This window comes from Exiguobacterium artemiae 255-15 (assembly GCF_000019905.1).
Classification (GTDB): domain Bacteria; phylum Bacillota; class Bacilli; order Exiguobacteriales; family Exiguobacteriaceae; genus Exiguobacterium_A; species Exiguobacterium_A artemiae.
Genome location: NC_010556.1, coordinates 2,387,568 through 2,409,154 on the forward strand (window position 1 = coordinate 2,387,568; position 21,587 = coordinate 2,409,154).

At 48.5% G+C, this 21,587-nt stretch carries 22 protein-coding genes and 1 other annotated feature; of the genes, 9 read left to right on the forward strand and 13 right to left on the reverse strand.

Annotated elements, in window-relative coordinates; all coding sequences use genetic code 11:
• Positions 1 to 27: 27 nt before the first annotated feature.
• From secA to EXIG_RS12370, 3 genes are all read right to left on the reverse strand, one after another.
• On the reverse strand, positions 28 to 2,547 hold the full coding sequence (gene secA, locus EXIG_RS12360) for a preprotein translocase subunit SecA (RefSeq protein ID WP_012371292.1): 2,520 nt from the start codon (positions 2,545 to 2,547) through the stop codon (positions 28 to 30).
• A 217-nt stretch (positions 2,548 to 2,764) separates the two neighbouring features.
• On the reverse strand, positions 2,765 to 3,328 hold the full coding sequence (hpf, locus tag EXIG_RS12365; RefSeq protein WP_012371293.1) for a ribosome hibernation-promoting factor, HPF/YfiA family: 564 nt from the start codon (positions 3,326 to 3,328) through the stop codon (positions 2,765 to 2,767).
• Positions 3,329 to 3,611: 283 nt separating this feature from the next.
• On the reverse strand, positions 3,612 to 3,812 hold the full coding sequence (locus EXIG_RS12370; protein WP_012371294.1) for a cold shock domain-containing protein: 201 nt from the start codon (positions 3,810 to 3,812) through the stop codon (positions 3,612 to 3,614).
• Positions 3,813 to 4,062: 250 nt separating this feature from the next.
• Between EXIG_RS12370 and EXIG_RS12375 the strand changes: the two genes are divergently transcribed.
• The 8 genes from EXIG_RS12375 (at position 4,063) to EXIG_RS12410 (ending at position 11,170) form a co-directional block, all read left to right on the forward strand.
• Positions 4,063 to 4,569, forward strand: coding sequence for a competence protein ComK (locus EXIG_RS12375; RefSeq protein WP_012371295.1), 507 nt, complete (start codon positions 4,063 to 4,065; stop codon positions 4,567 to 4,569).
• A 94-nt stretch (positions 4,570 to 4,663) separates the two neighbouring features.
• Entirely contained in the window at positions 4,664 to 6,595 is a 1,932-nt protein-coding gene (locus EXIG_RS12380; RefSeq protein ID WP_012371296.1) for a hypothetical protein, read from the forward strand.
• A 9-nt stretch (positions 6,596 to 6,604) separates the two neighbouring features.
• Positions 6,605 to 6,895 (forward strand): EscU/YscU/HrcU family type III secretion system export apparatus switch protein, encoded by a 291-nt coding sequence (locus tag EXIG_RS12385; protein WP_012371297.1) that lies wholly within the window; start codon positions 6,605 to 6,607, stop codon positions 6,893 to 6,895.
• A complete protein-coding gene (locus EXIG_RS12390) occupies positions 6,892 to 7,284 on the forward strand; it encodes a flagellar protein FliS (protein WP_012371298.1) in 393 nt (130 codons plus the stop codon). Before EXIG_RS12385 ends, EXIG_RS12390 begins: the two co-directional genes overlap by 4 nt.
• Positions 7,284 to 8,174 (forward strand): flagellin N-terminal helical domain-containing protein, encoded by an 891-nt coding sequence (locus tag EXIG_RS12395; RefSeq protein WP_012371299.1) that lies wholly within the window; start codon positions 7,284 to 7,286, stop codon positions 8,172 to 8,174. The genes EXIG_RS12390 and EXIG_RS12395 overlap by 1 nt, the downstream gene beginning before the upstream one ends.
• A gap of 18 nt (positions 8,175 to 8,192) precedes the next feature.
• On the forward strand, positions 8,193 to 8,633 hold the full coding sequence (locus tag EXIG_RS12400) for a YaaR family protein (protein ID WP_012371300.1): 441 nt from the start codon (positions 8,193 to 8,195) through the stop codon (positions 8,631 to 8,633).
• Positions 8,634 to 8,656: 23 nt separating this feature from the next.
• A complete protein-coding gene (locus tag EXIG_RS12405) occupies positions 8,657 to 9,325 on the forward strand; it encodes a DUF2225 domain-containing protein (protein ID WP_012371301.1) in 669 nt (222 codons plus the stop codon).
• A 96-nt stretch (positions 9,326 to 9,421) separates the two neighbouring features.
• Entirely contained in the window at positions 9,422 to 11,170 is a 1,749-nt protein-coding gene (locus EXIG_RS12410) for a GGDEF domain-containing protein (RefSeq protein WP_012371302.1), read from the forward strand.
• 36 nt (positions 11,171 to 11,206) lie between these two features.
• On the opposite strand, the gene EXIG_RS12415 is transcribed toward EXIG_RS12410, so the two are convergent.
• Genes EXIG_RS12415 through EXIG_RS12435 form a run of 5 tightly spaced genes read right to left on the reverse strand, consistent with a single transcriptional unit; the run spans position 11,207 to position 14,084 of the window.
• The gene (locus tag EXIG_RS12415) at positions 11,207 to 11,386 is read right to left on the reverse strand and encodes a hypothetical protein (protein ID WP_012371303.1); all 180 of its coding nucleotides are present in this window, start codon (positions 11,384 to 11,386) and stop codon (positions 11,207 to 11,209) included.
• 27 nt (positions 11,387 to 11,413) lie between these two features.
• Positions 11,414 to 11,767 (reverse strand): hypothetical protein, encoded by a 354-nt coding sequence (locus EXIG_RS12420; RefSeq protein ID WP_012371304.1) that lies wholly within the window; start codon positions 11,765 to 11,767, stop codon positions 11,414 to 11,416.
• Positions 11,764 to 12,135 (reverse strand): flagellar export chaperone FliS, encoded by a 372-nt coding sequence (gene fliS, locus EXIG_RS12425; protein ID WP_012371305.1) that lies wholly within the window; start codon positions 12,133 to 12,135, stop codon positions 11,764 to 11,766. Before fliS ends, EXIG_RS12420 begins: the two co-directional genes overlap by 4 nt.
• Positions 12,136 to 12,147: 12 nt before the next feature.
• Positions 12,148 to 13,710 (reverse strand): flagellar filament capping protein FliD, encoded by a 1,563-nt coding sequence (gene fliD / locus EXIG_RS12430; RefSeq protein ID WP_012371306.1) that lies wholly within the window; start codon positions 13,708 to 13,710, stop codon positions 12,148 to 12,150.
• Positions 13,711 to 13,727: 17 nt separating this feature from the next.
• The gene (locus EXIG_RS12435) at positions 13,728 to 14,084 is read right to left on the reverse strand and encodes a flagellar protein FlaG (RefSeq protein WP_012371307.1); all 357 of its coding nucleotides are present in this window, start codon (positions 14,082 to 14,084) and stop codon (positions 13,728 to 13,730) included.
• A 128-nt stretch (positions 14,085 to 14,212) separates the two neighbouring features.
• Between EXIG_RS12435 and EXIG_RS12440 the strand changes: the two genes are divergently transcribed.
• The gene (locus tag EXIG_RS12440) at positions 14,213 to 15,043 is read left to right on the forward strand and encodes an LAGLIDADG DNA endonuclease (RefSeq protein WP_012371308.1); all 831 of its coding nucleotides are present in this window, start codon (positions 14,213 to 14,215) and stop codon (positions 15,041 to 15,043) included.
• Positions 15,044 to 15,443: 400 nt separating this feature from the next.
• On the opposite strand, the gene EXIG_RS12445 is transcribed toward EXIG_RS12440, so the two are convergent.
• From EXIG_RS12445 to EXIG_RS12465, 5 genes are all read right to left on the reverse strand, one after another.
• Entirely contained in the window at positions 15,444 to 16,271 is an 828-nt protein-coding gene (locus EXIG_RS12445; RefSeq protein WP_012371309.1) for a flagellin N-terminal helical domain-containing protein, read from the reverse strand.
• Positions 16,272 to 16,495: 224 nt separating this feature from the next.
• A complete protein-coding gene (locus EXIG_RS12450; RefSeq protein ID WP_012371310.1) occupies positions 16,496 to 17,779 on the reverse strand; it encodes a methyl-accepting chemotaxis protein in 1,284 nt (427 codons plus the stop codon).
• Positions 17,780 to 17,977: 198 nt separating this feature from the next.
• A complete protein-coding gene (locus EXIG_RS12455; protein WP_012371311.1) occupies positions 17,978 to 19,492 on the reverse strand; it encodes a peptide ABC transporter substrate-binding protein in 1,515 nt (504 codons plus the stop codon).
• A 94-nt stretch (positions 19,493 to 19,586) separates the two neighbouring features.
• Positions 19,587 to 19,822 (reverse strand) — a binding site (T-box leader).
• A 62-nt stretch (positions 19,823 to 19,884) separates the two neighbouring features.
• Positions 19,885 to 20,277, reverse strand: a complete 393-nt coding sequence (locus EXIG_RS12460) for a hypothetical protein (RefSeq protein WP_012371312.1) — start codon at positions 20,275 to 20,277, stop codon at positions 19,885 to 19,887.
• A 411-nt stretch (positions 20,278 to 20,688) separates the two neighbouring features.
• Positions 20,689 to 21,519 carry a GNAT family N-acetyltransferase gene (locus EXIG_RS12465; protein ID WP_012371313.1) on the reverse strand — a complete coding sequence of 277 codons (831 nt, stop codon included), beginning with the start codon at positions 21,517 to 21,519 and terminating at the stop codon, positions 20,689 to 20,691.
• Positions 21,520 to 21,587: the final 68 nt, after the last annotated feature.

Genomic DNA, 21,587 nt, shown 5'->3' on the forward strand with positions numbered 1-21,587 from the left:
TCCCGCCTCTCTCAGCCGCTTCGTCACTTATGCCTGACGGCCGTGACAGTTCTTATATTTTTTACCGGATCCGCACCAACATGGGTCGTTACGTCCGATTTGTTCATTTGGATTTTTCCGGACCGGTGCTTTCTTGACGACCTTGTCCTCTTTACCGGAAACGGCGACTTCGTCTTTAACGACTTTTTCGCGTTTCAGGTTCGGATCAAGATCCGCCCGAAGAACGAACTGTGTTACTTCTTCCGCAATCGCTGCGTTCATCGTATCAAACATCATCGAACCTTCCGATTGATACTCACGAAGTGGATCGTTCTGACCGTAAGCGCGTAAGTGAATCCCTTCACGCAATTGATCCATTTGATCGATATGGTTCATCCAGTGCTGGTCGACGGCGCGGAGAACGATGACTTTCTCGAACTCGTCAAACGCTTCAGCCGGCACTTCCGATCGTTTGTGCTCGTAATGGGCAAAAGTCCGTTCTTTTAACAGTTCGATGATTTCTTCGCGTTCCTTGCCGAACAGATCCTGCTCGGAGACTTTTTCTTCGAGCGCAAGTGTCTGGTTGGCCCACTCTGCTAATGCAGCGATGCTCCACTCTTCCGGAACGAACTCGATTGGCGTGTACTGATGGACACCCGCTTCAATCGTCTGTTCGACCATCGGACGGACGATGTCAGAAACCGACTGGGCATCAAGAATCGCCGCCCGGTCCGCGTACATGACTTTCCGTTGGTCGGCCATGACGTTATCGTATCCGAGAACCTGCTTCCGCGCATCGAAGTTATTTCCCTCGACCCGTTTTTGAGCCGATTCAACGGCACGTGAAACCATCCGGCTTTCGATTGGTTGCGAATCATCCATTCCGAGACGATCCATCATCGATTGCAGCGAATCCGATCCGAAACGACGCATCAATTCATCTTCAAGTGACAGATAGAACTGGGATGCCCCCGGATCTCCCTGACGTCCGGCACGACCACGGAGCTGGTTATCGATCCGGCGGGATTCGTGACGTTCCGTCCCGAGGATGTAAAGACCACCTTTTTCGATGACACCTTGTCCGAGCTTGATGTCGGTACCACGACCGGCCATGTTCGTTGCGATCGTGACCGCGTTCGGTTGTCCCGCATTCTCGATGATTTCTGCTTCCCGCGCATGGTTTTTCGCGTTCAAGACTTCATGGCGGATGCCACGTTTTTTGAGGATGCTGCTGAGCAACTCTGATGTCTCGACGGCAACCGTACCGACGAGGACCGGTTGTCCTTCGCGGTGAGCACGTTCGATTTCGTCCGCGACTGCGGCAAACTTCCCGTTCATCGTCTTGAAGATCAAGTCCGGCTGATCGTCCCGGACGATCGGTTTGTTCGTCGGAACCGGCACGACATGCATGTTATAGATGTTACGGAATTCTTCTTCCTCGGTTTTCGCTGTCCCGGTCATTCCGGCAAGCTTCGTGTACATCCGGAAGAAGTTTTGGTACGTGATCGTCGCAAGTGTCATCGATTCACGTTGAATCTCGACGCCTTCCTTCGCTTCGATCGCCTGGTGCAGACCTTCCGAATAACGGCGGCCTTCCATGACACGTCCCGTGAATTGGTCAATGATCATGACTTCGTCTTCACGAACCATGTAATCGACGTCCCGGTGCATGACCGAGTTGGCACGGAGCGCCAGGCTCAAGTGGTGGTTCAAGGCAATGTGATCGAGCGCAAACAAGTTATCGATGCCGAAGTATTTTTCAGCACGGTCGATTCCCTGTTCCGTCAGCAATACACTTTTCGTCTTGATGTCGACCGTATAGTCTTCATCCGCTTTCATCATTTTCGCAAACATATCGGCTTGCGAATAAAGCGCTGTTGATTTTTCGGCAGAACCGGAGATGATCAACGGTGTCCGTGCTTCATCAACGAGAATCGAGTCGACTTCATCGACGACCGCAAAGTAAAGCGGACGCTGGACGCGGTCTTCTTTATAAAGGACCATGTTGTCACGCAAGTAATCGAAGCCAAACTCATTGTTCGTTCCGTATGTGATGTCACAGCTGTACGCCGCTTGTTTTTCCTGGCGTGACATGCTCGACAAGTTCAGACCAACCGACAAGCCGAGTGCTGCGTAAAGAGGTTCCATGATGTCCCGGTCACGTTTCGCCAAGTATTCGTTGACGGTGATGACATGAACGCCGTTGCCGGCGAGGGCATTCAAATAGACGGGAAGTGTCGCGACAAGCGTTTTCCCTTCCCCCGTTTTCATTTCGGCGATATCGCCGTTGTGCAAGACGTATCCACCAATCAATTGGACACGGTAATGACGCATCCCGAGGACACGTGTTGAAACTTCGCGACAGACCGCAAAAGCTTCCGGTAAAATATCATCGAGGTCTTCCCCGTTCTCAAGACGAGTCCGGAATTCGACCGCTTTTCCTTCTAATTCCTGATCCGATAAGGCAGCGACTTGTGCCTCAAATGATTCCACGGCATCCGCCGCTTTTTCTGCTTTTTTCAGAACACGTTTCGTCGGTGCGAATAACTCTTTTAGAAAATTAGCCATGCCTTACAGTCCCCTTACTTCGAACGATTCTTTAAACGAACAGAATTCCGAGATTTTTCCTTTATTCAGTGTACCGAATACGACGTCAAATTTCAACAAGCGGACCGTTCACGTCATTTGAAATCCAACTTTAGTCTGAGACCATTTCTTATTATGAATAGTTTTTTGCTATACCAAAAGAGGACTTACTCCGAAGAGTAAGCCCTCTGTCAATTCATTATTCTGGTTCAATTAAGCCGTAACGGCCGTCTTTCCGACGGTAAACGACGTTCGTGTTACCCGTTTCTGCGTCTGAGAAGACGAAGAACGTGTGACCGAGCATATCCATTTGAAGAATCGCTTCTTCCGTATCCATCGGCTTGAGTGTGAAACGTTTTGTTCGAACGAGTTCGAGTTCCGCTTCATCCTCTTCGTAGACAGGTGCTTCTGCCTCCGGTCCTTCGAGCGTTTTGAAGTACTCCCCAATACCGCCATCTTTGGCACGGCCTCTCCGGTTGATCTTCGTTTTATGTTTCCGGATTTGGCGTTCAAGCTTATCGACGACGAGGTCGATGGCTGCGTACATATCGCCATTGACATCCTCCGCCCGTAGCAAGAGGTTTGGCATTGGAATCGTCACTTCGACTTTTTGCTTCTCATTGTTGACTTTGAGATTGACATAAGCCGTTTGCGCTTCCGTAGGAGTTGTAAAATAACGAGTTAACTTTTCAAGCTTTTTCTCGACGTAATCCTTGAGAGCATCTGTGACGTCCAAGTTTTCACCGCGAATGTTGTAGATCATGTAAACTCCTCCTTAAGTAACCGGTTGAACCTATGAATTCGTCATCCCTTCAGTCGTTTCCTTCTGAAGATTCAAAATTCTTTTGGTTCGTAATTATTATACCACGATAAGCCATGCAAGGAAATGAAAACGATGACATTCTGTTGAACATCCACCTCGAACCTTAGCGTACTATAATAGTTGTTGCCTGTTGATATTAGCGTATATACCCTTAACAAATTGAGATGAAACAAAAAAACCGCTTTTAGGAGATTCCTAAAAACGGTGGTGGCTGCTAACAGGATTACAGTTTCGAGACGTTTGCCGCTTGCGGGCCACGATCGCCGTCGACGATTTCGAATTCTACTTCTTCGCCTTCTTCAAGTGATTTGTAGCCATCTGCTTGAATTGCCGAGAAGTGGACGAAGACGTCTTTTGCATCCGATGTCTCGATGAAGCCGTAACCTTTTTCAGCATTAAACCATTTTACTTTACCTTGTTCCATTCGAATTCACGTTCCCTTCGCAAACTGGATTGCGAGAGCAAGCTCTCTACCGAGTATACTATCAAAAGAAGCAATTATTGACAATTAAAAATTCTGATTAATTTGAATTAAATATTCAATTGAATTAAATTTCCTTATTTATTGCTCTATTTTTCAAAAAATTACATTGTCATTACAGGTGTAGTATTGTATTATATCGTTAGTAATTACCTATTTTATCCATTGTCCTATCTAAGGAGGATGTAGTCGAATGCGACCATTCCATAATGACGAAAAGTATCGAATCACGAAACGGACCGTTGCGATCTTACCGTGCTATGACATGATGAAACAATCCATCATCGTCCTGGAAGACGGATCAACGATCATGACACCGCTTCGTCCGTATCAACTCCTGCAGCTCTCCTGCAGACAGTACAACAGTTCCATCGAGGAACGGATCGTCACCGCCAAACGTGTCTCTTCCGTGAAAGGAAAAGTCCCTGTCGTCATCGAACCGACACTCGGTCTCGTCTTTTTCCCTACCAAATCACCAAAACGTGATGATTGCGAGTGGTACGCCTGGAGCCACATGTCCGAAGTCATCGAGGAAGACGGACAGACTAAACTCAAAACTCGTAACGGCATGATCCTTCCCGTAAACGCCTCTCCTTACATCGTCCGCAACCAAATGAAAGCAACCGGCGAGCTGATGGCTCGTTACCAGCAATTGAACGCGATGACATTAGAGGACCGCTTTAATGCAATCAAATCGTAAAAAAAATGGGTTGGGCGATGATTTCGCTCAATCCTTTTTTGTTTGTGCCGATATATAATAAGATGAAGAATTTTTCAAGAAAGGAGGTTCATCGATGAATATCCAGATGAATCCAACGAGTCCGACCCGTTCCGCCCCCACGACCACCTTATCGGAGACCAAAACATACAGCGGGACCGTCCTCGAAAAGACGGGTCCGAATACAGCTCTCGTCCAGGTCGGCCGCGAGAAGGTCGAGATGACCTTCACCGGTGATGTTCCGGAAGGCACGTTTCAATTCCAGGTCAAAGGCCAGACGGCAGAAGGTTATCTGATCGAACAGGTAACGGAACAGACCGAGCCCGATGTCCCGGTAACCGGACCAACGAAACCGGATTCGTCTGGTGTCGATGCGACCTTACTCGACAATCTACCGCCGGAATTAAAACAAGCCGTCGCCCGGTTGCTTGCGACCGGTCAACTGCCTCAGACGCCGGAAACGGTTGCCCGGCTCGTCGCTGCCCTGCAAGGGACGTATAAAGATTTAGTCTTACAACTCGTCACCCGTCCGTCCGACAGTGCGTTGCCGGCTGACGCCGACGTCCTGATTGCCCAGTTGCTCGGCTCAACCGATTCGTTGGTCGACGTCTTACCGGAGCGCCAGGCGGTCCTCGAGAAACCGACGCTCAGCAACGTCATCGCGCTCGATGTTGCCCGTGCGACGCTTCCGACGCATCACGATATCGATCAAGCAACACCGGTCGCCCTCCGGCAGATTGCGGCGCATGTCCCAGCAGACGCCCGACCGGATCTCCTCGCCCAAATCGACCGCGGTGAACTACCAGAAGTCCGTGAACAGTTGCGGTCTTATTTCCCGAGTGAACGTCCGGTACTCTCGGAGCGACCAGCGCCAAGCAAACTGGAACAACTGACCGCTGTCATTGCGCAAGCACAAGCAGCACCGGCGGAAAAAAACGTTCCGTCCGCTGCACCGATCCGGTCGAATTTGACGGTCATCGCTGAAGTGACACCCCGGCTGGCCGAAGTGACCAATGATTTCCGGCGTGAGCAGCGAACGATCGTCTCGCAACTGCGGCAAATCGAACCGCTTGTCGAAGAACGCCCACTCCAGATGGCCCAAGTGATTGAAAGTACGGCGAACCGCCTACGGCAAACGTTCCAGCAGACGGACGCGATGTTACATACGAGCATGCGTGACGAAAAACAACTGATCCAACTGTTGTCGAAACTCGAACGCGGAACAGAACTGGCCCTGCTCGGACGCGGGACGGAAGCAAAAGCCGTCGTCCAGGAAGTCCGCCTGGCGCTGGAAGCGTTCCGCTACTCCCCGGCAAACGTCCGGACCGCTTACTTATCGGAACTGAATCCGGGCTTACGGCCGGTTGTTGCCAACCCGCAAACGCCGGTTCCGTCGCAAAGCCAGCCGGTATCACCAAACCAGCCGGCTTCGACCGGACAACGACCGATTCCCTATGAGCCGGGACAAAACAGTCCGCGTGTCCTGCAGGAGACAGTCCAAAAAACGCTCCAGTTGCAGACGGCAGAATTGAAACTCGCGACACCGGCAGCGAACCCGGAAGCGGCAAAACTGCAAACGTTTCTGAATACGCAGCAACAGGTCAATAAACCGGACAATAACCAGCAACTGCAGCAACTATTGCTCGCCCTGCCCGTCCAGCTTGTCGAAGGGACGGCCGGACTGCACGTCCACTTACAAAATAAACGACCGGATGAAGTCATCGACTGGGAAAACAACACGTTGTACGTCCAGCTCGAGACCCCACGCCTCGGCGACATCGGCGTCCGTGTCGAAACGGTCAACCGGAAGATGCAGATTACGATTGAAAATGATTTCCCGCTCCTCGAGCGCCTGGCAACGCCGTTTCTCGAACGGACGACGGAAGCCCTGCAGGCGACCGGTTATCAGGATGTCCGGATCCGGTTTGATGCCTTTACGAAAGACCAAACGACACCGGAAACCGTCAAACCGGACGAGACACCAACCGGTTACGACTACCGGATTTAAGGAGGCCCTATGTACCAGAAAATTGATTTAAAACACCGCAAGTCAGCGGCCGTCCTCCGGTATGATGAAGCGTCGGGCAATGCCCCAATCGTCGTCGCCCGGGCAACGGGTGCCGCAGCGGACCGGATTTTACAGGAAGCCCGGGCAAGCGGCGTCGCGATTGAACAGGATACGTCGTTGCTCGGTCATCTGCTTGACCTCGATCTCGGAACGGCGATTCCCCCGCAACTCTATGATGTGATGGCTGAATTGCTACTGTTGATTGAAGAACTCGATCACGCGAAAGGACGGAACTCATGACCGAACAGGAACTGTATCAAATGACTCCGCAACAATTGACGGAGACGATGTTAAAAGGACTCGTCTTTCAATATGACCAGGCGATCATCGGTCGCGACGAGCGCCGGTTCGATACCGTCAACGTCCGTCTGCAAAAAGCGTACCAGCTGCTCGAGAAACTGCAGGCCGGACTGAACGACGAAGGCGGCATCATCACGGCACAACTCGATCAACTGTACTACTACTTAGCCGAACAGACGTTACAGGCTTACATCGAACCAACACGCTTGGAAGAATTGTTGCAACTGACGGAAGAATTGCTCGTCACCTGGCAAGCAGCCAGTCTGAAGAAAGACCGTCCCCTCGTTCGGGCGGCACACCATGAGCGTTACGAAGGGATGGACTATTAATGCGGATTTCAAACAATGTACAGGCTTTGAAAGCCTACCGAAACTTAAGCGCCAATCAGCTGAACGTTAAAACGACGATGGATAAACTGTCGAGCGGTCAAAAAATCAACCGCGGTGCTGATGACGCGGCCGGTCTCGCAATTTCTGAAAAGATGCGGAACCGTCTTAAAGCGCTTGATAAAGCGGAACAAAACGTCCTCGACGGCATTTCGATGGTCCAGACGGTCGAAGGCGGACTCAGTGAGACGCACAATCTGTTGCAACGGATGCGGGAACTGGCCGTCCAAGCCGGTAATGGAACACTCGCGACGGAAGACCGGACAGCGATTCAGGAAGAAATCAACCAGTTGACGAACGAAGTCTCACGGATTGCCGAGACGACACAGTTTAACGGCAAAAAATTACTGACAGGTGGATACGGAAAAGACAATGCCGTCTTTATCCAGACAAACGCCGGTGCGAGTGAAGGCATCTCTTTGACGATCAATGATATGCGGGCACGTAACATCGGGATCGCCTCGACGACACAACTGAACGAAAATGTCCGTCCTCTCGATTTCCCGAGTGACGACGGCACACCGGAATACGCGCTCAGCGTCATGACGAGCAGTGACGCCGAGCAAGCAATCAGTCTGTACACGAAGGCGATCGATACGATTTCCCAACAACGGGCGCAACTCGGCGCGATCCAAAACCGGTTCGAAGCAATGTCATCCGTCCTCAGCGTCAGCAAGGAAAACCTGACGGCATCCGAGTCACGGATTCGTGACACCGATATGGCACGTGAGATGATGGAGTATGCGAAGTACAACATTCTCAATCAATCGGGCATGGCGATGATCGCGCAAGCCAACGCCTTGCCGCAAGGCGTCTTACAATTACTCAACTAACGAAAGGTGGAATCACCGATGGACATCCGGCGCATCCAAGAAACAAGCCGTCTGCAGACACCGAAGACCGGACCACGCGAGGTGGAAGCATCGACGACGTTTTCGGCTCTGATGCAAGATAAACGCGAGCATAAAGGCTACGAACGCCTCCAGCAAAAATTGATGCTCGTTGAAGAACACGGTCAACTGCTGGCGGAAAGTCAGACGATCGAACACCTCGAAGCCTATAAAGAAAAAATCAAGGATTTCCTGAAGGATGCTCTTGATCAATCGCAACAAATTGAAGAAAAACGTGGCTTCAACCGCCGCGGTCGGATGAAAATCTATAAGGTCGTCGAACAGGTCGACGCTAAACTGCTCCAACTGACCGACAACGTCATTTCCGGCGAATCACGCCGCCTTGAGATTTTGGATCAAATCGGCGAAATCAAAGGAATGCTCGTCAACGTTTTTGTCTAAATTCATCTTGAGGAGCCACCCCGATGCCCGACCTCTATCTTAAAAAATGCCGTTGCCCCTATTGTCTGAAAGAAACAGAGACGAAACGGGTCTTGAGTCGCCATATCCGAGTCGACAAAACGGATCGTGACGGGATGATCCATTACAAAGGATCGAACGTCTACTATTATGAGCCGGTCCAGTGCACACACTGCCGGTTCCTGTTTCACGATACGTTCGGTAAGTTGCCACCCGACGTCCGGGAGACGCTCGCAACCAACATCTTGCCGACACTACCAATCCTGCCGTTTGCGGCAACCGAACGAACAGCAGACCAAGCCCTGCAACTCTATAAACTGTGCCTCTATACCGCGCAGATCACCCGGCAAAAAGACGCTATCCAAGCGATGCTTGGCGTCCGGATTGCCTGGCTGTATCGTTTGATCGGCAATCACGAACAGGAACTGCTCTGGATGGAGCGGGCTGTTGTGAAGTATGAAGCACTTTATGAATCGTATACTGATCCGGTGGACACCGGAATTCCGGAAGATGTTCTGTTGCTCCGACTCGCCGATCTGCATGCCGTGCTGGAACGGACGACCGAAGCCCGCACCTGGTACAGCGTCATCTTTCAAAGTAAAACGGTCTCCGACCGGGTCAAGAAGGATGCCCGGCACCACTGGGAACTGTACCGGGAACAGCACGACCTCTAACCCTGTTCGTCTTCGATGTGCGAGATGAAACAGGGTTTTCTGACTTCATGCCGAAACAGAACTATAACTACTCTATTTTAGAAAGGAGGCGAACCCATGACCCGGCGCTCCACTCTCATCCTCTATCTCGGTCTCATCTATTTGGTTTTATTCATGACGTTTGATCCCGTCATCACACCAATGATTGCCGGCACCAGTACGTTAATCGGTTTAAGCTATTGTGCCCGCTTGGCTTATCTCCACTTCCTCAAGCCGTCCCAGCACCCGTACCGCTTGATTGGTCAAGCCGTGCTGCTGTTTTGGCTCGGTCTTGTGATTAACTTCGTGTTGGCTTTATTGCCGAGCCGGTTTCATCCTGTCTGGTCGGATGCACTCGCGAACGTTACGTTAACGCTCTTTTTATTCATGACGGCCCTTGTTCTGTTCCGGTTGATTGACTGGTCGTCGTTCCAGCAAAACCGCTTGCTGTATCTTGACGGTTTTATTCTTTTTGGTATGGTGTTCGTCTTCAGTTATGTCCTGATTTTACGGCGGCTCCCCGACTTCGCCCGGACGCCGCTTGAACTGGTCGCGATGACGGTATATTGCTGTTGTTTTTCTCTTCTGTTACTGGCTTTTTTAATGCTCTATACGACCGGACTGCGCGGAAAAAAACACCAACTGTTGGTCCAGTCGGTTGCCCTGTTTTGCGTGACGAACCTCGGATATTATATTTTTTTAGTCCGCGACCAACTGGATCTCGCGGCGTTCTTTTTACCGCTTTATCCGGTCAGTCTTTGGAGGCTGTTGCTGTATTTCCATGATGCGCCGTCTGTCGCGTCCGGACAGCGGCAATTGTCACGACCGTACCTGCCTTACCTCAGCCTTGTTTCGCTGTTAATCTGGATTACATTTTTTGATGTCCCCCGGATTGTCTACCTCTTAGCGGTCACGATTTTATTTTCACTGTTCTTGGTGCGGCAAGTCCTGTCCGAACGGTTGAACCGACAACTGTTACAGGAACACGAAGTCGTCCAGCTCGATCTCGCCGATCGGGTCAAAGCAAAAACCGCCCTGCTGGAAATCCGGAAAGAAGAGTACCGCCGGCTGTTTTTAGACCATCCGCAACCGATTCTCCAAATCACGCGAACCGGTGCCGTGCAAGCGATGAATCCGGCGGCACATGTCAGTTTCGGCGAACAGATTCCGGAACGTTTATTGAATCAGGTACAGCAGAAAATCACTCAACTGGAGAGCAGCCTGAAACTGCTCTTACAGGACCATGACCTGACCTATGAAACGACACTGATCCCGGTGCCGGACCATGATTATGTCTATGTTCTGTTATCCGACATTACGGAAAAACTCGAGCAGCAACAGTGGCTGGAGGAGCTCGGCTATCACGACGCCTTGACACGGTTACCGAATCGCCGGTACTTCGAAGATTTCCTGCAAGAACGGTTGGCGCAGATTGACGCCGGTTCGTTGCTGTTCCTTGATCTCGACGGGTTTAAGCAGGTCAACGATTCGTACGGTCATGATGCGGGTGACTATGTCCTGCAAGAGACGGCGAACCGACTCCGGCTCCATCTCGAGGAACACGAAGTCGCGGCCCGGCTCGGCGGTGACGAGTTCATCGTCTTCTTACCCCGTTCGAAAGCAGAGACGATCCGCTACACGGAAGACTTGATTGACCAACTTAACCAACCGTTCTGGTTCCAGGGGACGGCGATGTCGGTTACACCTTCGATCGGGATTGCCCGGTATCCGGAAGACGGCGCGACGACAAGTCTGCTGTTGATCCGGGCCGACGAAGCGATGTACAGTGTCAAACAGCATGAAAAAAATGCCTATCGGTTCAAATGAAAAAGGATCTTCCGCAGGTGGAAGATCCTTTTTTCGTTACAACGACTCGCGCCGATATTTTTCTTCTTCATACGCATCCGGTAAATCAGAAATCGGTCGTTCCGCTTCTTCCCAGGATTCCGACTCGACATCCGGTTCGATAAACTGATCGTACGAGCCGTCAGAGCGATAAAATGGTTTGACGACTTTTCGTTTCTTGTCTTCACGTTTTGTCACGCGCGATCCCTCCCTAAGGCTAGAAAGTTACTGACGAGAATCAAAATATGGTGAAAAACTGCCTTCGACTTCTTCATACGGATCGATATACGATTTCCGACTTGTTTTCGTCTGACGCAATTGATTGATTTGTACCCCTAATTTAGCGGTTTCTGACGATAATTTCAAGTCGATTTTTTGACTGTCGGCGACAAGCTCCTGAATAATGGCTTGATTGGCACCGGCGAGTAAGTTCGAGTGCGCTGCAATGAATGCTTCCCGTTCATTGAGCAGGTTCTGAATCTTCAATAGCCATTCGTCATAGACGTCTTCCTCCGGTGTGTGTTCCAGCAGTTCCATCAGATGTTTGGTCTTCAGACGGAGCGGATCAAGCGGACTCATCGTTGACGCGCGAGTTTCATCGCTTCTTTCCACGTCTCACGGAACTCTTCCGCAAAACCGATCACTTCGTCGATTGCCACGACATCATTCTTAACGTTGGCGTCAATCAGACGACCCTGCATGTAATCGTATAAATTATTCAAGTCTTTTGACAAAGCAATCGACTGGTTGAGCGTCAGTTGCAACTCCAAGATAATCGCTTGCGCTTTTTGGATGTTCGTATTTTTTTGTTCAATTAACCCTTGTTCGATTGCCCGTTTGGCAAGCATTGAAAATTTAATCAGTCCTTCATACAGCATTAACGTCAAATCTTGCGGTAGTGCTGTTGTAACAGAATTCGTTTGGTACGTCGCGTATGGGTTTGCCATCTGAAGTCCTCCTTATTGTCCTAAGTATGAAGCGAGTGTCGCCGATTGGCTGTTCGCTTGGTTCATCGCTTGTTCCATCGCAGCAAAGCGACGGTAGTAGGCATTCTCTTTTGTTTTTAACTTATCTTCCCACGTCACCATACTCTTATCGAGATCAGCTAACGATTTACCGAGACGATACGTCGTCGCGACCGCACCATCGAGCCCGGCGACCTTCGAGATTTTATCGCGCATCGTTGTCGCGAAGCCTTGGATTTGCCGGACAAATCCGTCAAGTCCGCCTGGATTTGGTGTAATTGAACCATCAGGGTTCTTCACAGGTTCGGGAGCATCTGCTGTAAACAGTTTGTAGACACCCTCCGGCTGTTCTTCGAGCATTTTCTTTAGTTTCGCTTCATCGATTTTGAGCTTACCGCCATCCCGGAAGTCACTTGTTGAGGTAATCCCGATTTGCGACATATAATTTAATCCCACTGATTTTGAGTCGACCGTATAGGAATAGCCTGTATCAATTTTCGAAGAAATCGCACTACGAAACGCGTCCATTCCTTCGCGAAGGAAACTGTCATTTTTCAGGGCACCACTCATCGCCTTTTCTTCCCACTTCTTGACTTCATCTTCACTTAACTCTTTGCGCTGCGTATCCGTCAATGGTTGGAAATCACGGTATTTTTCTTCGCGGACTTTTTTATTCATCTTATCAATCAAGTCGTTATACTTATCAACAAACTTCTTAATGGAATCAAAGTTTGCTTGCGTGTCGAGTTTCGTATTAATCGTTGTGGCTGTTGTAGACGTACCGTTTAACGTAATCGTCAGACCGTTTTGCGTGAATGTATTAGTCCGCTGCTCAAGCTCTTGTCCACCAATCGTATACTTGGCATTTTTGCCGTCTTGCCCCACACCGTCAATTTGAGAATTTACTTTTTCTGTCCCTAAATTCGCATCGATCACTGTGATATCGGCTCCATTAGGATTCAGCTTCCCAGTATTTGTTTTGGTTAAGACTAACTTTCCCGTAATATCATTGTAAACGGCATTCATACCAAGACTCGTCTTACCATTAATGGCTGATGTCAAATCAGACAATTTTTGGGTTGCATCCAACGAAATCGTTTCACTGATTGCTTTTCCGTCAGCAGCAAAGCTGTTGATTTGAATGTTAACTTTCCCATTTGTCACGTTAAACATCCCACTCGCAGCAAGCGTAGTATCGGATGAACTCCCCTTAGTTGTCGTCATCGTTACAGAGGCCGCTGACGCTAACTGACCTATCTCATCAATCGTCACACTACCAGCTGTTGCCCCCGGACTTGCAGTCACGACAACTTTTGATGCGTCCGAACTAGTTGCCGTCTTCGCGATATAGTTTTTCGATAACAACATATCACTTGCTGCTGTCCGTAAATCGAGCAAACCACGGTTCATTTCGCGGTAAGCATCACGTTGCCACGTCAACGTTTGTTTCTTTTGTGACAAGCGATCAACCGGTGCACGTTCTACTTGCATCAATTGTTTGATCATAGTTTCTGTATCAATCCCACTTGCGAGACCACTAAGACGTATTCCTGCCATCCAATCAGTCCTTTCTGTTAAATCCGTTTATCGATCAATTGATTAAATTCCATAAAAGCTGCGAAAAAATCAAGTTCCTTTTTGCTCGGAATTTCTTGAACGACGTTATTATTCGTATCGACGACTTGAATATAAAATTCATTAAGTTTTTCATGTTTAACGAACTTTAAACCCGTTCGCTGCGCTTCAAGTTGGACATTTGCCTTCTCAATGGCCGTTTCGAACTTCGTAATATGTTGCGGTGTCGGTAAGATGACGATGCCGTCCTGTGCCAACTCTTCTTGATTTGCTTCAACGAAGACATTCCGTGTCGCTTCGTAAGGTAACACATTTTCAGGCAGGTGAAGCCGGATTTCCGTATTGATGGAATTCATGGACAAACACTCCTTTTTCTTCTCTATGTAGTATATCGGTTTGGACCATTCTTTTTATTAGTTTTATTTTAAAGTTCTCAAAATCGGGAATAAAGGAACGTATGTTCTTTTATGAAAGGAGCTTTACTATGCTGATCGATACATTATCAAAAGCTCAACAAGCTATCTTACTGGCAAGTGTTTTAGCAGATGGTGAAATTACAAAATGTTATCCAAAATCTCGGCGAAAAAATAATAGTTATCGAGAGCACTTTGGTGAGCCACAGCGGTTTTATCGGGAATGGAAACAATGTCAATTTCCCGACCTCCTATATATTCGTCAAAATAATCTCGTCTCCAAATCACTCCCTCTAATGACCGAACTGTATCCCTATTTTTATCCACATCATAAAAAGGTAATTCCATTTGAACTGCTCTCGCGTTGTACACATCCGTTATTTTTATTGACACTCTATTTAGATGACGGTTCACTTATGATTTCTAAACGCACGAACCACGCCAATCAGTTGTATGTGACACCTTCCATCGCACTTTATCTACAGTCGTTTTCAAAAGAAGAGCTGATTCCTTTTTGTAATTGGTTGAATCAGACATTCCATCTCAATTTTCGTTTATCAAAAACTTCCAACGGTTGCGGTTATTTCTTGAAAACGACTCGTGTCACAGATACGATCACATTTTTGAAGCAAGTTGCACCATATACAGTGGACTTACCAAAGTTTTCTTATAAGTTAGATTGGGAAGCTCGTCTCAACAAACTTCAGCATGAACATCCAGAGTATCAAGTACTTCCATCAAATCCTTCAAGACCATATACATCAGAAGAGTGCACTACTATTTTAGAACTCAAAACAAGTGGATGGACGACGCAAGCCATTGCTGAAAAACTCAACCGGACACACTGGTCCGTCACTTATAAGTTTGGACAACTAAAAAAAGGCCATGGAACAAGTCCATGACCTTTAAGTAAGCTATACGACCAATTACGATTAACGGAGTAATTGGAGAACGCCTTGCGGCTGTTGGTTCGCTTGCTACGCGCATTAACTTTCGCTAATGATAAGACTATATCTTCATCCTAGGTATACTAGGAGCTGGGCGCTTCCCCCGCCGTTTACGGAGTACGGATTTCATAACCATCAGAAGTCTCCATTAGGTCGTCTATCCTAGTCGTTGAACCTTCACCAAGGTTTCCCTACAGGTGCTTGGCTGCTGATTGTCCAATCCTTGACGTTTTTCAGAACGGTCACGCTCACCGTTTCCAGCCACGTTGTCGTACATCAAGGCTCTAAGGAGTTCCAGCAATTCACCCAGTCATGCTCTGATCAGTTACTCGATCAGACGCCCGGTGAAATCAAATTACCGAAGGAGTTGAAGTACGCCTTGGGGTGTTTGATTCGATTGAGCCAACATTGCTTGTGCAGCTTGTCCAAGAATCGAGTTCTTTGTTTGGTTCATCATTTCTTTCGCCATGTCAACGTCACGGATACGTGATTCTGCAGCCGTTAAGTTTTCAGAAGATGTTTTAAGGTTATTGATTGTATGCTCGAGTCGGTTTTGGTTTGCACCAAGGTATGAACGAGCAGTACTTACTTTCCCAATAGCTGTATCAATTTTAGCAGTCGAAGCACCACCTGCTGAAACATCTAACGTAGTTGCACCTAGTAAAGTCGTTGTATCTGCCTTAGTACTAGAAAGTTTGAGAGTAAGTTTCTCATAAGCTGCGCTTGCAACATCATTAGCACCAATCTGTAAATCAACATCTACTGCTGCAGAAGAAATTAAATCTTTACCGTTAAATTTTGTAGAAGAAGCAATACGATCGATTTCTGTAACAAGCTCATCACCTTCAGCTTTAATTGCAGCTAAATCTTCAGTGTTGTTAGTACCATTCGATGCTTGTACAGAAAGTTCTCGCATTCGCTGAAGAATATCGTGTGTTTCGTTTAATGCACCCTCAGCCGTTTGAATCATTGAAATACCATCTTGTGCGTTACGTGACGCTTGATCAAGTCCACGAACTTGTCCACGCATTTTTTCAGAGATTGCAAGACCAGCTGCATCATCGCCCGCTTTGTTGATACGAAGACCTGAAGCGAGTTTCTCCATTGATTTACCTTGAGCAGCAGTTGCCGCCGAAAGTTTGTTGTGTGTGTTAAGTGCTGTAATGTTGTGATTGATAATCATTTTAATTTTCCCTCCATAGGAATGAATTTTTTGTCTCTTTGAAGATCCGTCTTCGCCGAGATGTGCCCCCTGGCCGGCCCAAGAGTAGCACGGTGGTTGTAGTCGATGACTGCTTCCACTCTATATATCGTCGCCGTCCCGAAATGTTTAACAGTTTCTCTCAAAAAAAATTAAAAAACTTCAAAGAAAAATCGCAGACGAATGTATCGTCTACGATTTCACTTTTAAAGACGTGTCGCGCCTGTCTCTTCCTGTAATTGTTCTGCAACGGCGACGAGCTCTTCCATTGCGCCGTTGACTTCGCCGAGTGACGCTGCTTGATGACTTGAAGCTTGGAGAACTTGTTCCGCGTGTTTTGATGCTTCTTCAACCATCGCGAGAATATTCGCCGTCGTTAAACCGACCTGATCGATTTCCTTATCCGACTTAATGACAAGCTGATCAACCGACTGGACGCGTGAATAGACACTTTCCGTTGACTGATGAATCTCTTCAAACGATGATCCCGCTTGTTCAACGAGGCCAACACCGGTTGCGACTTCTTTTTGGACGTCCGTCATTGCATTGGCTGTATCGTTGACGAGACGTTTGACACCGGAAATCAAATCGGTAATTTCTTTCGCCGACGTCGCTGTCTGTTCCGCCAGTTTTTTAACTTCCGCGGCAACAACGGCAAATCCGCGTCCAGCGTCACCGGCACGAGCTGCTTCAATCGAGGCATTGAGACTGAGTAAGTTCGTCTGGGCCGAGATGTCACTGATGACATCGGTAATCCGCGAAATTTCACCGGTCATGCCTGTCAGACGACTGTTGAGTGTTGCTGATTGTTCCATCTTACTTGAAATCATATGCATCGCTTCAACAGAATCTGTCGCGAGCGTTTTACCGTTCTCGGCTTCCGTCTGCATGACCGTCGCCGATTTTAACGCTTCATTCATTTCTTTGGCGACTTCATCCATCGTCCGTTTGACGGCACCGAGCGCATCCATCGACAAGTAGGCTTGATCGACGTTTTCGTTCATCTTCGTCGAGAGCTCTGCCATCGCAGAGCGGATGCTTTCGCCTGATGCATTACCTTCTTGGACAGCAGCCGCGATTTCCTGCGCTGACGCCGTCAATTTATCACTTGAATTGCCCATCTGTGTGGCTTGTTTGCGGATATGTAAGACCATGACTTCGAGTTCATGCATTAACTGATCGACTTCGTCGCCGCGTTTTGCTTCTTCGAAATCGACGTTGAAATTACCGTTTGCGACTTCGCGCGCTGTTTCCGTCGCCTTTTCAATCGCTTTGATTGGTTGACGGAGAATCAATTGAATCAATGCTGAACCAATGATGGATAAAACTAACCCAATCCCAGCGCCGAACCAAATCGATGTTCCGTCCGCCACGTTTAGTCCCCGGTGTAAGAACAATGTCAACTGTGCTGAAATCCCACCAGTAATGACTGAAATCGCCAAGACCCAGACAAACAACCGCATCTTTAAATTTTTGCGTAATCTACTCATCTTCGAAACTCCCTTTCCTGTTTCAAATCTCATCACCTTCTCTATCGGTCACTTCTGAGAACGCTTTAATAGAATTGACCTGATTTTACAGTTCTTCCTTATGCCACTTTCATCACAAATGAAACGATATGCATAAAAATACCCAATCAACACTTCCTATAGAAAGAAAGTCGATTGGGTATCTGTAAGTTTAGAACGTTACTTGCGGTCAATCTGAACGTATTTATACGAAATATCTGTTCCGACATTGTGACGGGCGAGATTTTTGACTTCCGTATTTTGAAGGAAGGTGTTCTTCCGTTGGTAGACCGGTGAAATCGCTTGATCGTCAAGCAACATCGTTTCCGCTTTACTTAACAGCGCCAGACGTTTATCCTGATCGAGTTCGTTTTCCGCTTGTTTCAACAGTCCATCGTACTTCTTGTTCGAGTAGTCCATCATGTTGAACGGGTTGCCGGTCATGAACAGGTTCAGGTACGTTGTCGCATCCTGATAGTCCGGAGCCCAGCTCGCGAGTGACAGGTCATAATCCCCTCGTCCTTCTCGCGCCAACCGCTCTTTTTTCGGGAGTGACAACAGTTTAACGTCGACGTTTTGTTGTTTCAGTGAACCTTGGATGTACTCACCGATTTTCTTCGAGACATCGTCATCTTCAATGATCATCGTCAGCTCGAGGTTTTGATCAGCGAGGACTTGTTTCGCTTGTGCCGTATCAAACGATGATTCGATCTGCCGTGTCTTATCATAGTTTGAATCCAGCTCTTGTGGAACGATGTAATCCGCCGGCAGTGAACCATTGCCGAGTAACGTTTCCGTCAGTGCTTTTTTATCATAAGCCGCGTCAATCGCCTGACGGGTCTTATGATCTTTCAGCGCATCCGTTTTTTGATTCATCCGGATGAAGAACATCCGCGAGTCGCTGAACGTGTTGTACTCTTTTTTGTTTTTGTACGTGACGACGTTTTCCGAGTTCAGTGGTGCGACATCGAGTTCGCCTGTCTCAAACAGGTTGATCGCAAGCATCGGGTCCTTGATGATTTTGACATCCACTTCGTCAATCTTGACGTTTTTCCGGTCGGCGTAGTCCGCGTTTTTTGCGAGCGTATAGCCTTGCTCCGCCTGATATTTCTTGAACGTGAACGGTCCGTTGTAGACGTTTGTTTTTGGATCGGTTCCAAACTTCTCGCCTTGTGCTTTGACGATGTCTTCCCGGACCGGCATGTATGTGCCAAACGTCGTCATGCTGAGGAAGTACGGTGTCGGGCGTTTCAGTTCAATCTGTAACGTCTGATCGTCAATGACTTTTGTTTCCTTGACCGGCTCGAGCAGGTACGCGAACGGTGAGTTCGTCTCGATGACGCGCTCATACGCATACCGGAAGTTTTCTGCTGTAACCGGTTTGCCATCCGACCATTTCGCGTTCGGGTCGAGTTTAAACGTATAGACTTTTCCGTCTTCCGACACGCTGTGCGACTTCGCTGCTGCCGGGACCAGTTCATTGCTTGCATCAAACCGGTACAATCCTTCGTAAATCTGGTTAAAGATATTTGACGTGATAGCATCTGCGGGGTCGACCGACAGGAGATCATAACTTTCCATCGTGTGTAAAACTTTCTTTTCGTTTTTATTGGGTGTTGCTGTTTCCGTGTCCGTTGTCGAGCATCCTGCAAGCAGGAACGCCGTACTTACCGCCGCGATCAATGTCTTTTTCATGAATAATTCCTCCTAAAGATAATGTGCGTTGGATGATTCGGCGTTCCTTGACGTAAAACAAAAAACGCCCTCTATGCATAGCAAAAGCTGATGCATAGAGGACGCCTGTATCCGCGCGGTGCCACCTCTAGTTGAGATTAAAAATCTCCTCTTGTCGCTGGTCCAACAACCAGCTAGCCCGGTAACGGGGGCAACCGTCCTGTCTACTGAATCGTTCAACAGGCTCTCAGCGGTCCATTCCCTGATCAGCTTACCGCGTCAGGCTCTCACCTTTCCTGACTCGCTTTGTCGGCAGTCTTGACGGTACTTACTCCGCGTCGTTGATTTGTTTGATATGGCTTAACTTGTTGTTTACTTTACACGGCTTGTTTTATCCTGTCAACGAAAAAAGCTTAGAACGGATGATCCTCTTTGCGTTCCTGTTCTTTCCGGACCGGACGCGGACGAATCGGTTCGACGCGTTGTACATGTGTCCGCGTGAGAATCCGGCTTCCGAATGCCGCCTCCAGTAAAATCGTGATCGCTGCCGCCATATGCAACAGCATCCCGACGACCGGAATGACACCGACTGTCGACGCGACAATTCCGACGATGTTCCCTTTTGACACTCGACCCGCTCGTGCCGTCAAGACGACGACCACGATGTGAAACGCGAGCATTAACCAAAGGGCATTGTAACCTGAGAAAATGACAATCGAACCACCTAAAAACGGAATCCCGAGCACCGCTTCCATTCCACCTGATACCCACTTCAACGTCCGTAATGAATTCTGTCGATCGTTCATGACGTCGCCTCCTCTTTTTTTCCATATGTGTAGTATACGACAAAACCGAGAGAAGGTTTCAGATTTCTTTCAGAATGTAAACTTGTTTTTATCTTTTCATTTCGCCCAATGCCACCATTTTTTCAATACCTCAGTTTTCGGTGTCCGGGCGCGACTCCTGCGGGAAAAGGAAGGGCTTGTCCCTTCCGTCAGGAACAGGCAAGACCCGGTCGGCTGAAAGACGATCGCGGCTTGCGTCAGGAACAGGCAAGACCCGGTCGGCTGAAAGACGATCGCGGCTTGCGTTCCGCCCGAGGAAAGCAAGCCAACGGACAACCGGAAACGATATCGTATCTCGTTAAAAGCGGATAGACCTTTGGTCTTTGAACTATATATAAAAAAGCCCACTCACGTGGACTTTCTGCAAAACGATTATAAGCCGAGCACGTGGAACTGATACCCACGTCCGACAACGAATCCGGCATCTTTATACAAATCAAGCGCCCGTGCGTTGTCTGTCTCAACATCAAGTTCAAGCTGTGTCCGACCAGTCCGGAACATCGCCTGGACCATCAGCTTCAGCATCTTCTTGCCGTATCCGTTGCCTTGTGCTTCCGGACGGACGGCAAACGCGTGAATGCTCGCCTGTGTGTCAGACGCAAGATAGGCGCGGATGACACCGACCGGTTGACCGTTTGCGACGCCGATGTACGTCACACGATCGTCTGACTCAATCGCTTGATAGATCGATTCTGCTTCATCCGCTGTATTGCCGAATGACGAACCGAGTGTCTCGACGATGAATGGACGATCGTCTGCTGTCGCTTCCCGCAGTTCGAAATCCGGATCCGCTTTTAAGAACAACTGGGCTTTTTTCAGAACCATGTTATATTCCGTCATTCGGTATTCGGTACCGAGCTGACCAAGGACGGCCTGACCTGATTTACTCTCATCATCAATGACGAACGTAAATGCTTCGACGCCTTGCGGACGGGCTGCTTCTTTTGCCGCTTCGACGAGTTGTGTAAAGATACCTTGTTTCCGGTAATCCGGATCAACAAAGACATTGATTTCCCATTCGGTCGGCAAGTAGGCAAAAGCCTGCAGGTATCCGACCAACTTCGTGTCGTCGTAGACTGCGAAATCGTTTTGTCCGACCCAATCCGCCGCGACTTTCAGTTCAATTCCGTCATGATCGTTGACACATTTCTCAAGTTGTAAGACTTCTGTTGTTTGTTTGACTTCTGTTACTGTCCATTCCATTTCACTTCACCTCAACCTTTACTATATCGGACCATCAAAAGAAGCACTAGCAAAAGCTGGTGCTCCTT

Coding starts and splice junctions, on each gene's coding strand:
- secA (WP_012371292.1), bottom strand. CDS start 2,547: ATGGCTAATTTTCTAAAAGAGTTATTCGCACCGACGAAACGTGTTCTG.
- hpf (WP_012371293.1), bottom strand. CDS start 3,328: ATGATCTACAACATTCGCGGTGAAAACTTGGACGTCACAGATGCTCTC.
- EXIG_RS12370 (WP_012371294.1), bottom strand. CDS start 3,812: ATGGAACAAGGTAAAGTAAAATGGTTTAATGCTGAAAAAGGTTACGGC.
- EXIG_RS12375 (WP_012371295.1), top strand. CDS start 4,063: ATGCGACCATTCCATAATGACGAAAAGTATCGAATCACGAAACGGACC.
- EXIG_RS12380 (WP_012371296.1), top strand. CDS start 4,664: ATGAATATCCAGATGAATCCAACGAGTCCGACCCGTTCCGCCCCCACG.
- EXIG_RS12385 (WP_012371297.1), top strand. CDS start 6,605: ATGTACCAGAAAATTGATTTAAAACACCGCAAGTCAGCGGCCGTCCTC.
- EXIG_RS12390 (WP_012371298.1), top strand. CDS start 6,892: ATGACCGAACAGGAACTGTATCAAATGACTCCGCAACAATTGACGGAG.
- EXIG_RS12395 (WP_012371299.1), top strand. CDS start 7,284: ATGCGGATTTCAAACAATGTACAGGCTTTGAAAGCCTACCGAAACTTA.
- EXIG_RS12400 (WP_012371300.1), top strand. CDS start 8,193: ATGGACATCCGGCGCATCCAAGAAACAAGCCGTCTGCAGACACCGAAG.
- EXIG_RS12405 (WP_012371301.1), top strand. CDS start 8,657: ATGCCCGACCTCTATCTTAAAAAATGCCGTTGCCCCTATTGTCTGAAA.
- EXIG_RS12410 (WP_012371302.1), top strand. CDS start 9,422: ATGACCCGGCGCTCCACTCTCATCCTCTATCTCGGTCTCATCTATTTG.
- EXIG_RS12420 (WP_012371304.1), bottom strand. CDS start 11,767: ATGAGTCCGCTTGATCCGCTCCGTCTGAAGACCAAACATCTGATGGAA.
- fliS (WP_012371305.1), bottom strand. CDS start 12,135: ATGGCAAACCCATACGCGACGTACCAAACGAATTCTGTTACAACAGCA.
- fliD (WP_012371306.1), bottom strand. CDS start 13,710: ATGGCAGGAATACGTCTTAGTGGTCTCGCAAGTGGGATTGATACAGAA.
- EXIG_RS12435 (WP_012371307.1), bottom strand. CDS start 14,084: ATGAATTCCATCAATACGGAAATCCGGCTTCACCTGCCTGAAAATGTG.
- EXIG_RS12440 (WP_012371308.1), top strand. CDS start 14,213: ATGCTGATCGATACATTATCAAAAGCTCAACAAGCTATCTTACTGGCA.
- EXIG_RS12445 (WP_012371309.1), bottom strand. CDS start 16,271: ATGATTATCAATCACAACATTACAGCACTTAACACACACAACAAACTT.
- EXIG_RS12450 (WP_012371310.1), bottom strand. CDS start 17,779: ATGAGTAGATTACGCAAAAATTTAAAGATGCGGTTGTTTGTCTGGGTC.
- EXIG_RS12455 (WP_012371311.1), bottom strand. CDS start 19,492: ATGAAAAAGACATTGATCGCGGCGGTAAGTACGGCGTTCCTGCTTGCA.
- EXIG_RS12460 (WP_012371312.1), bottom strand. CDS start 20,277: ATGAACGATCGACAGAATTCATTACGGACGTTGAAGTGGGTATCAGGT.
- EXIG_RS12465 (WP_012371313.1), bottom strand. CDS start 21,519: ATGGAATGGACAGTAACAGAAGTCAAACAAACAACAGAAGTCTTACAA.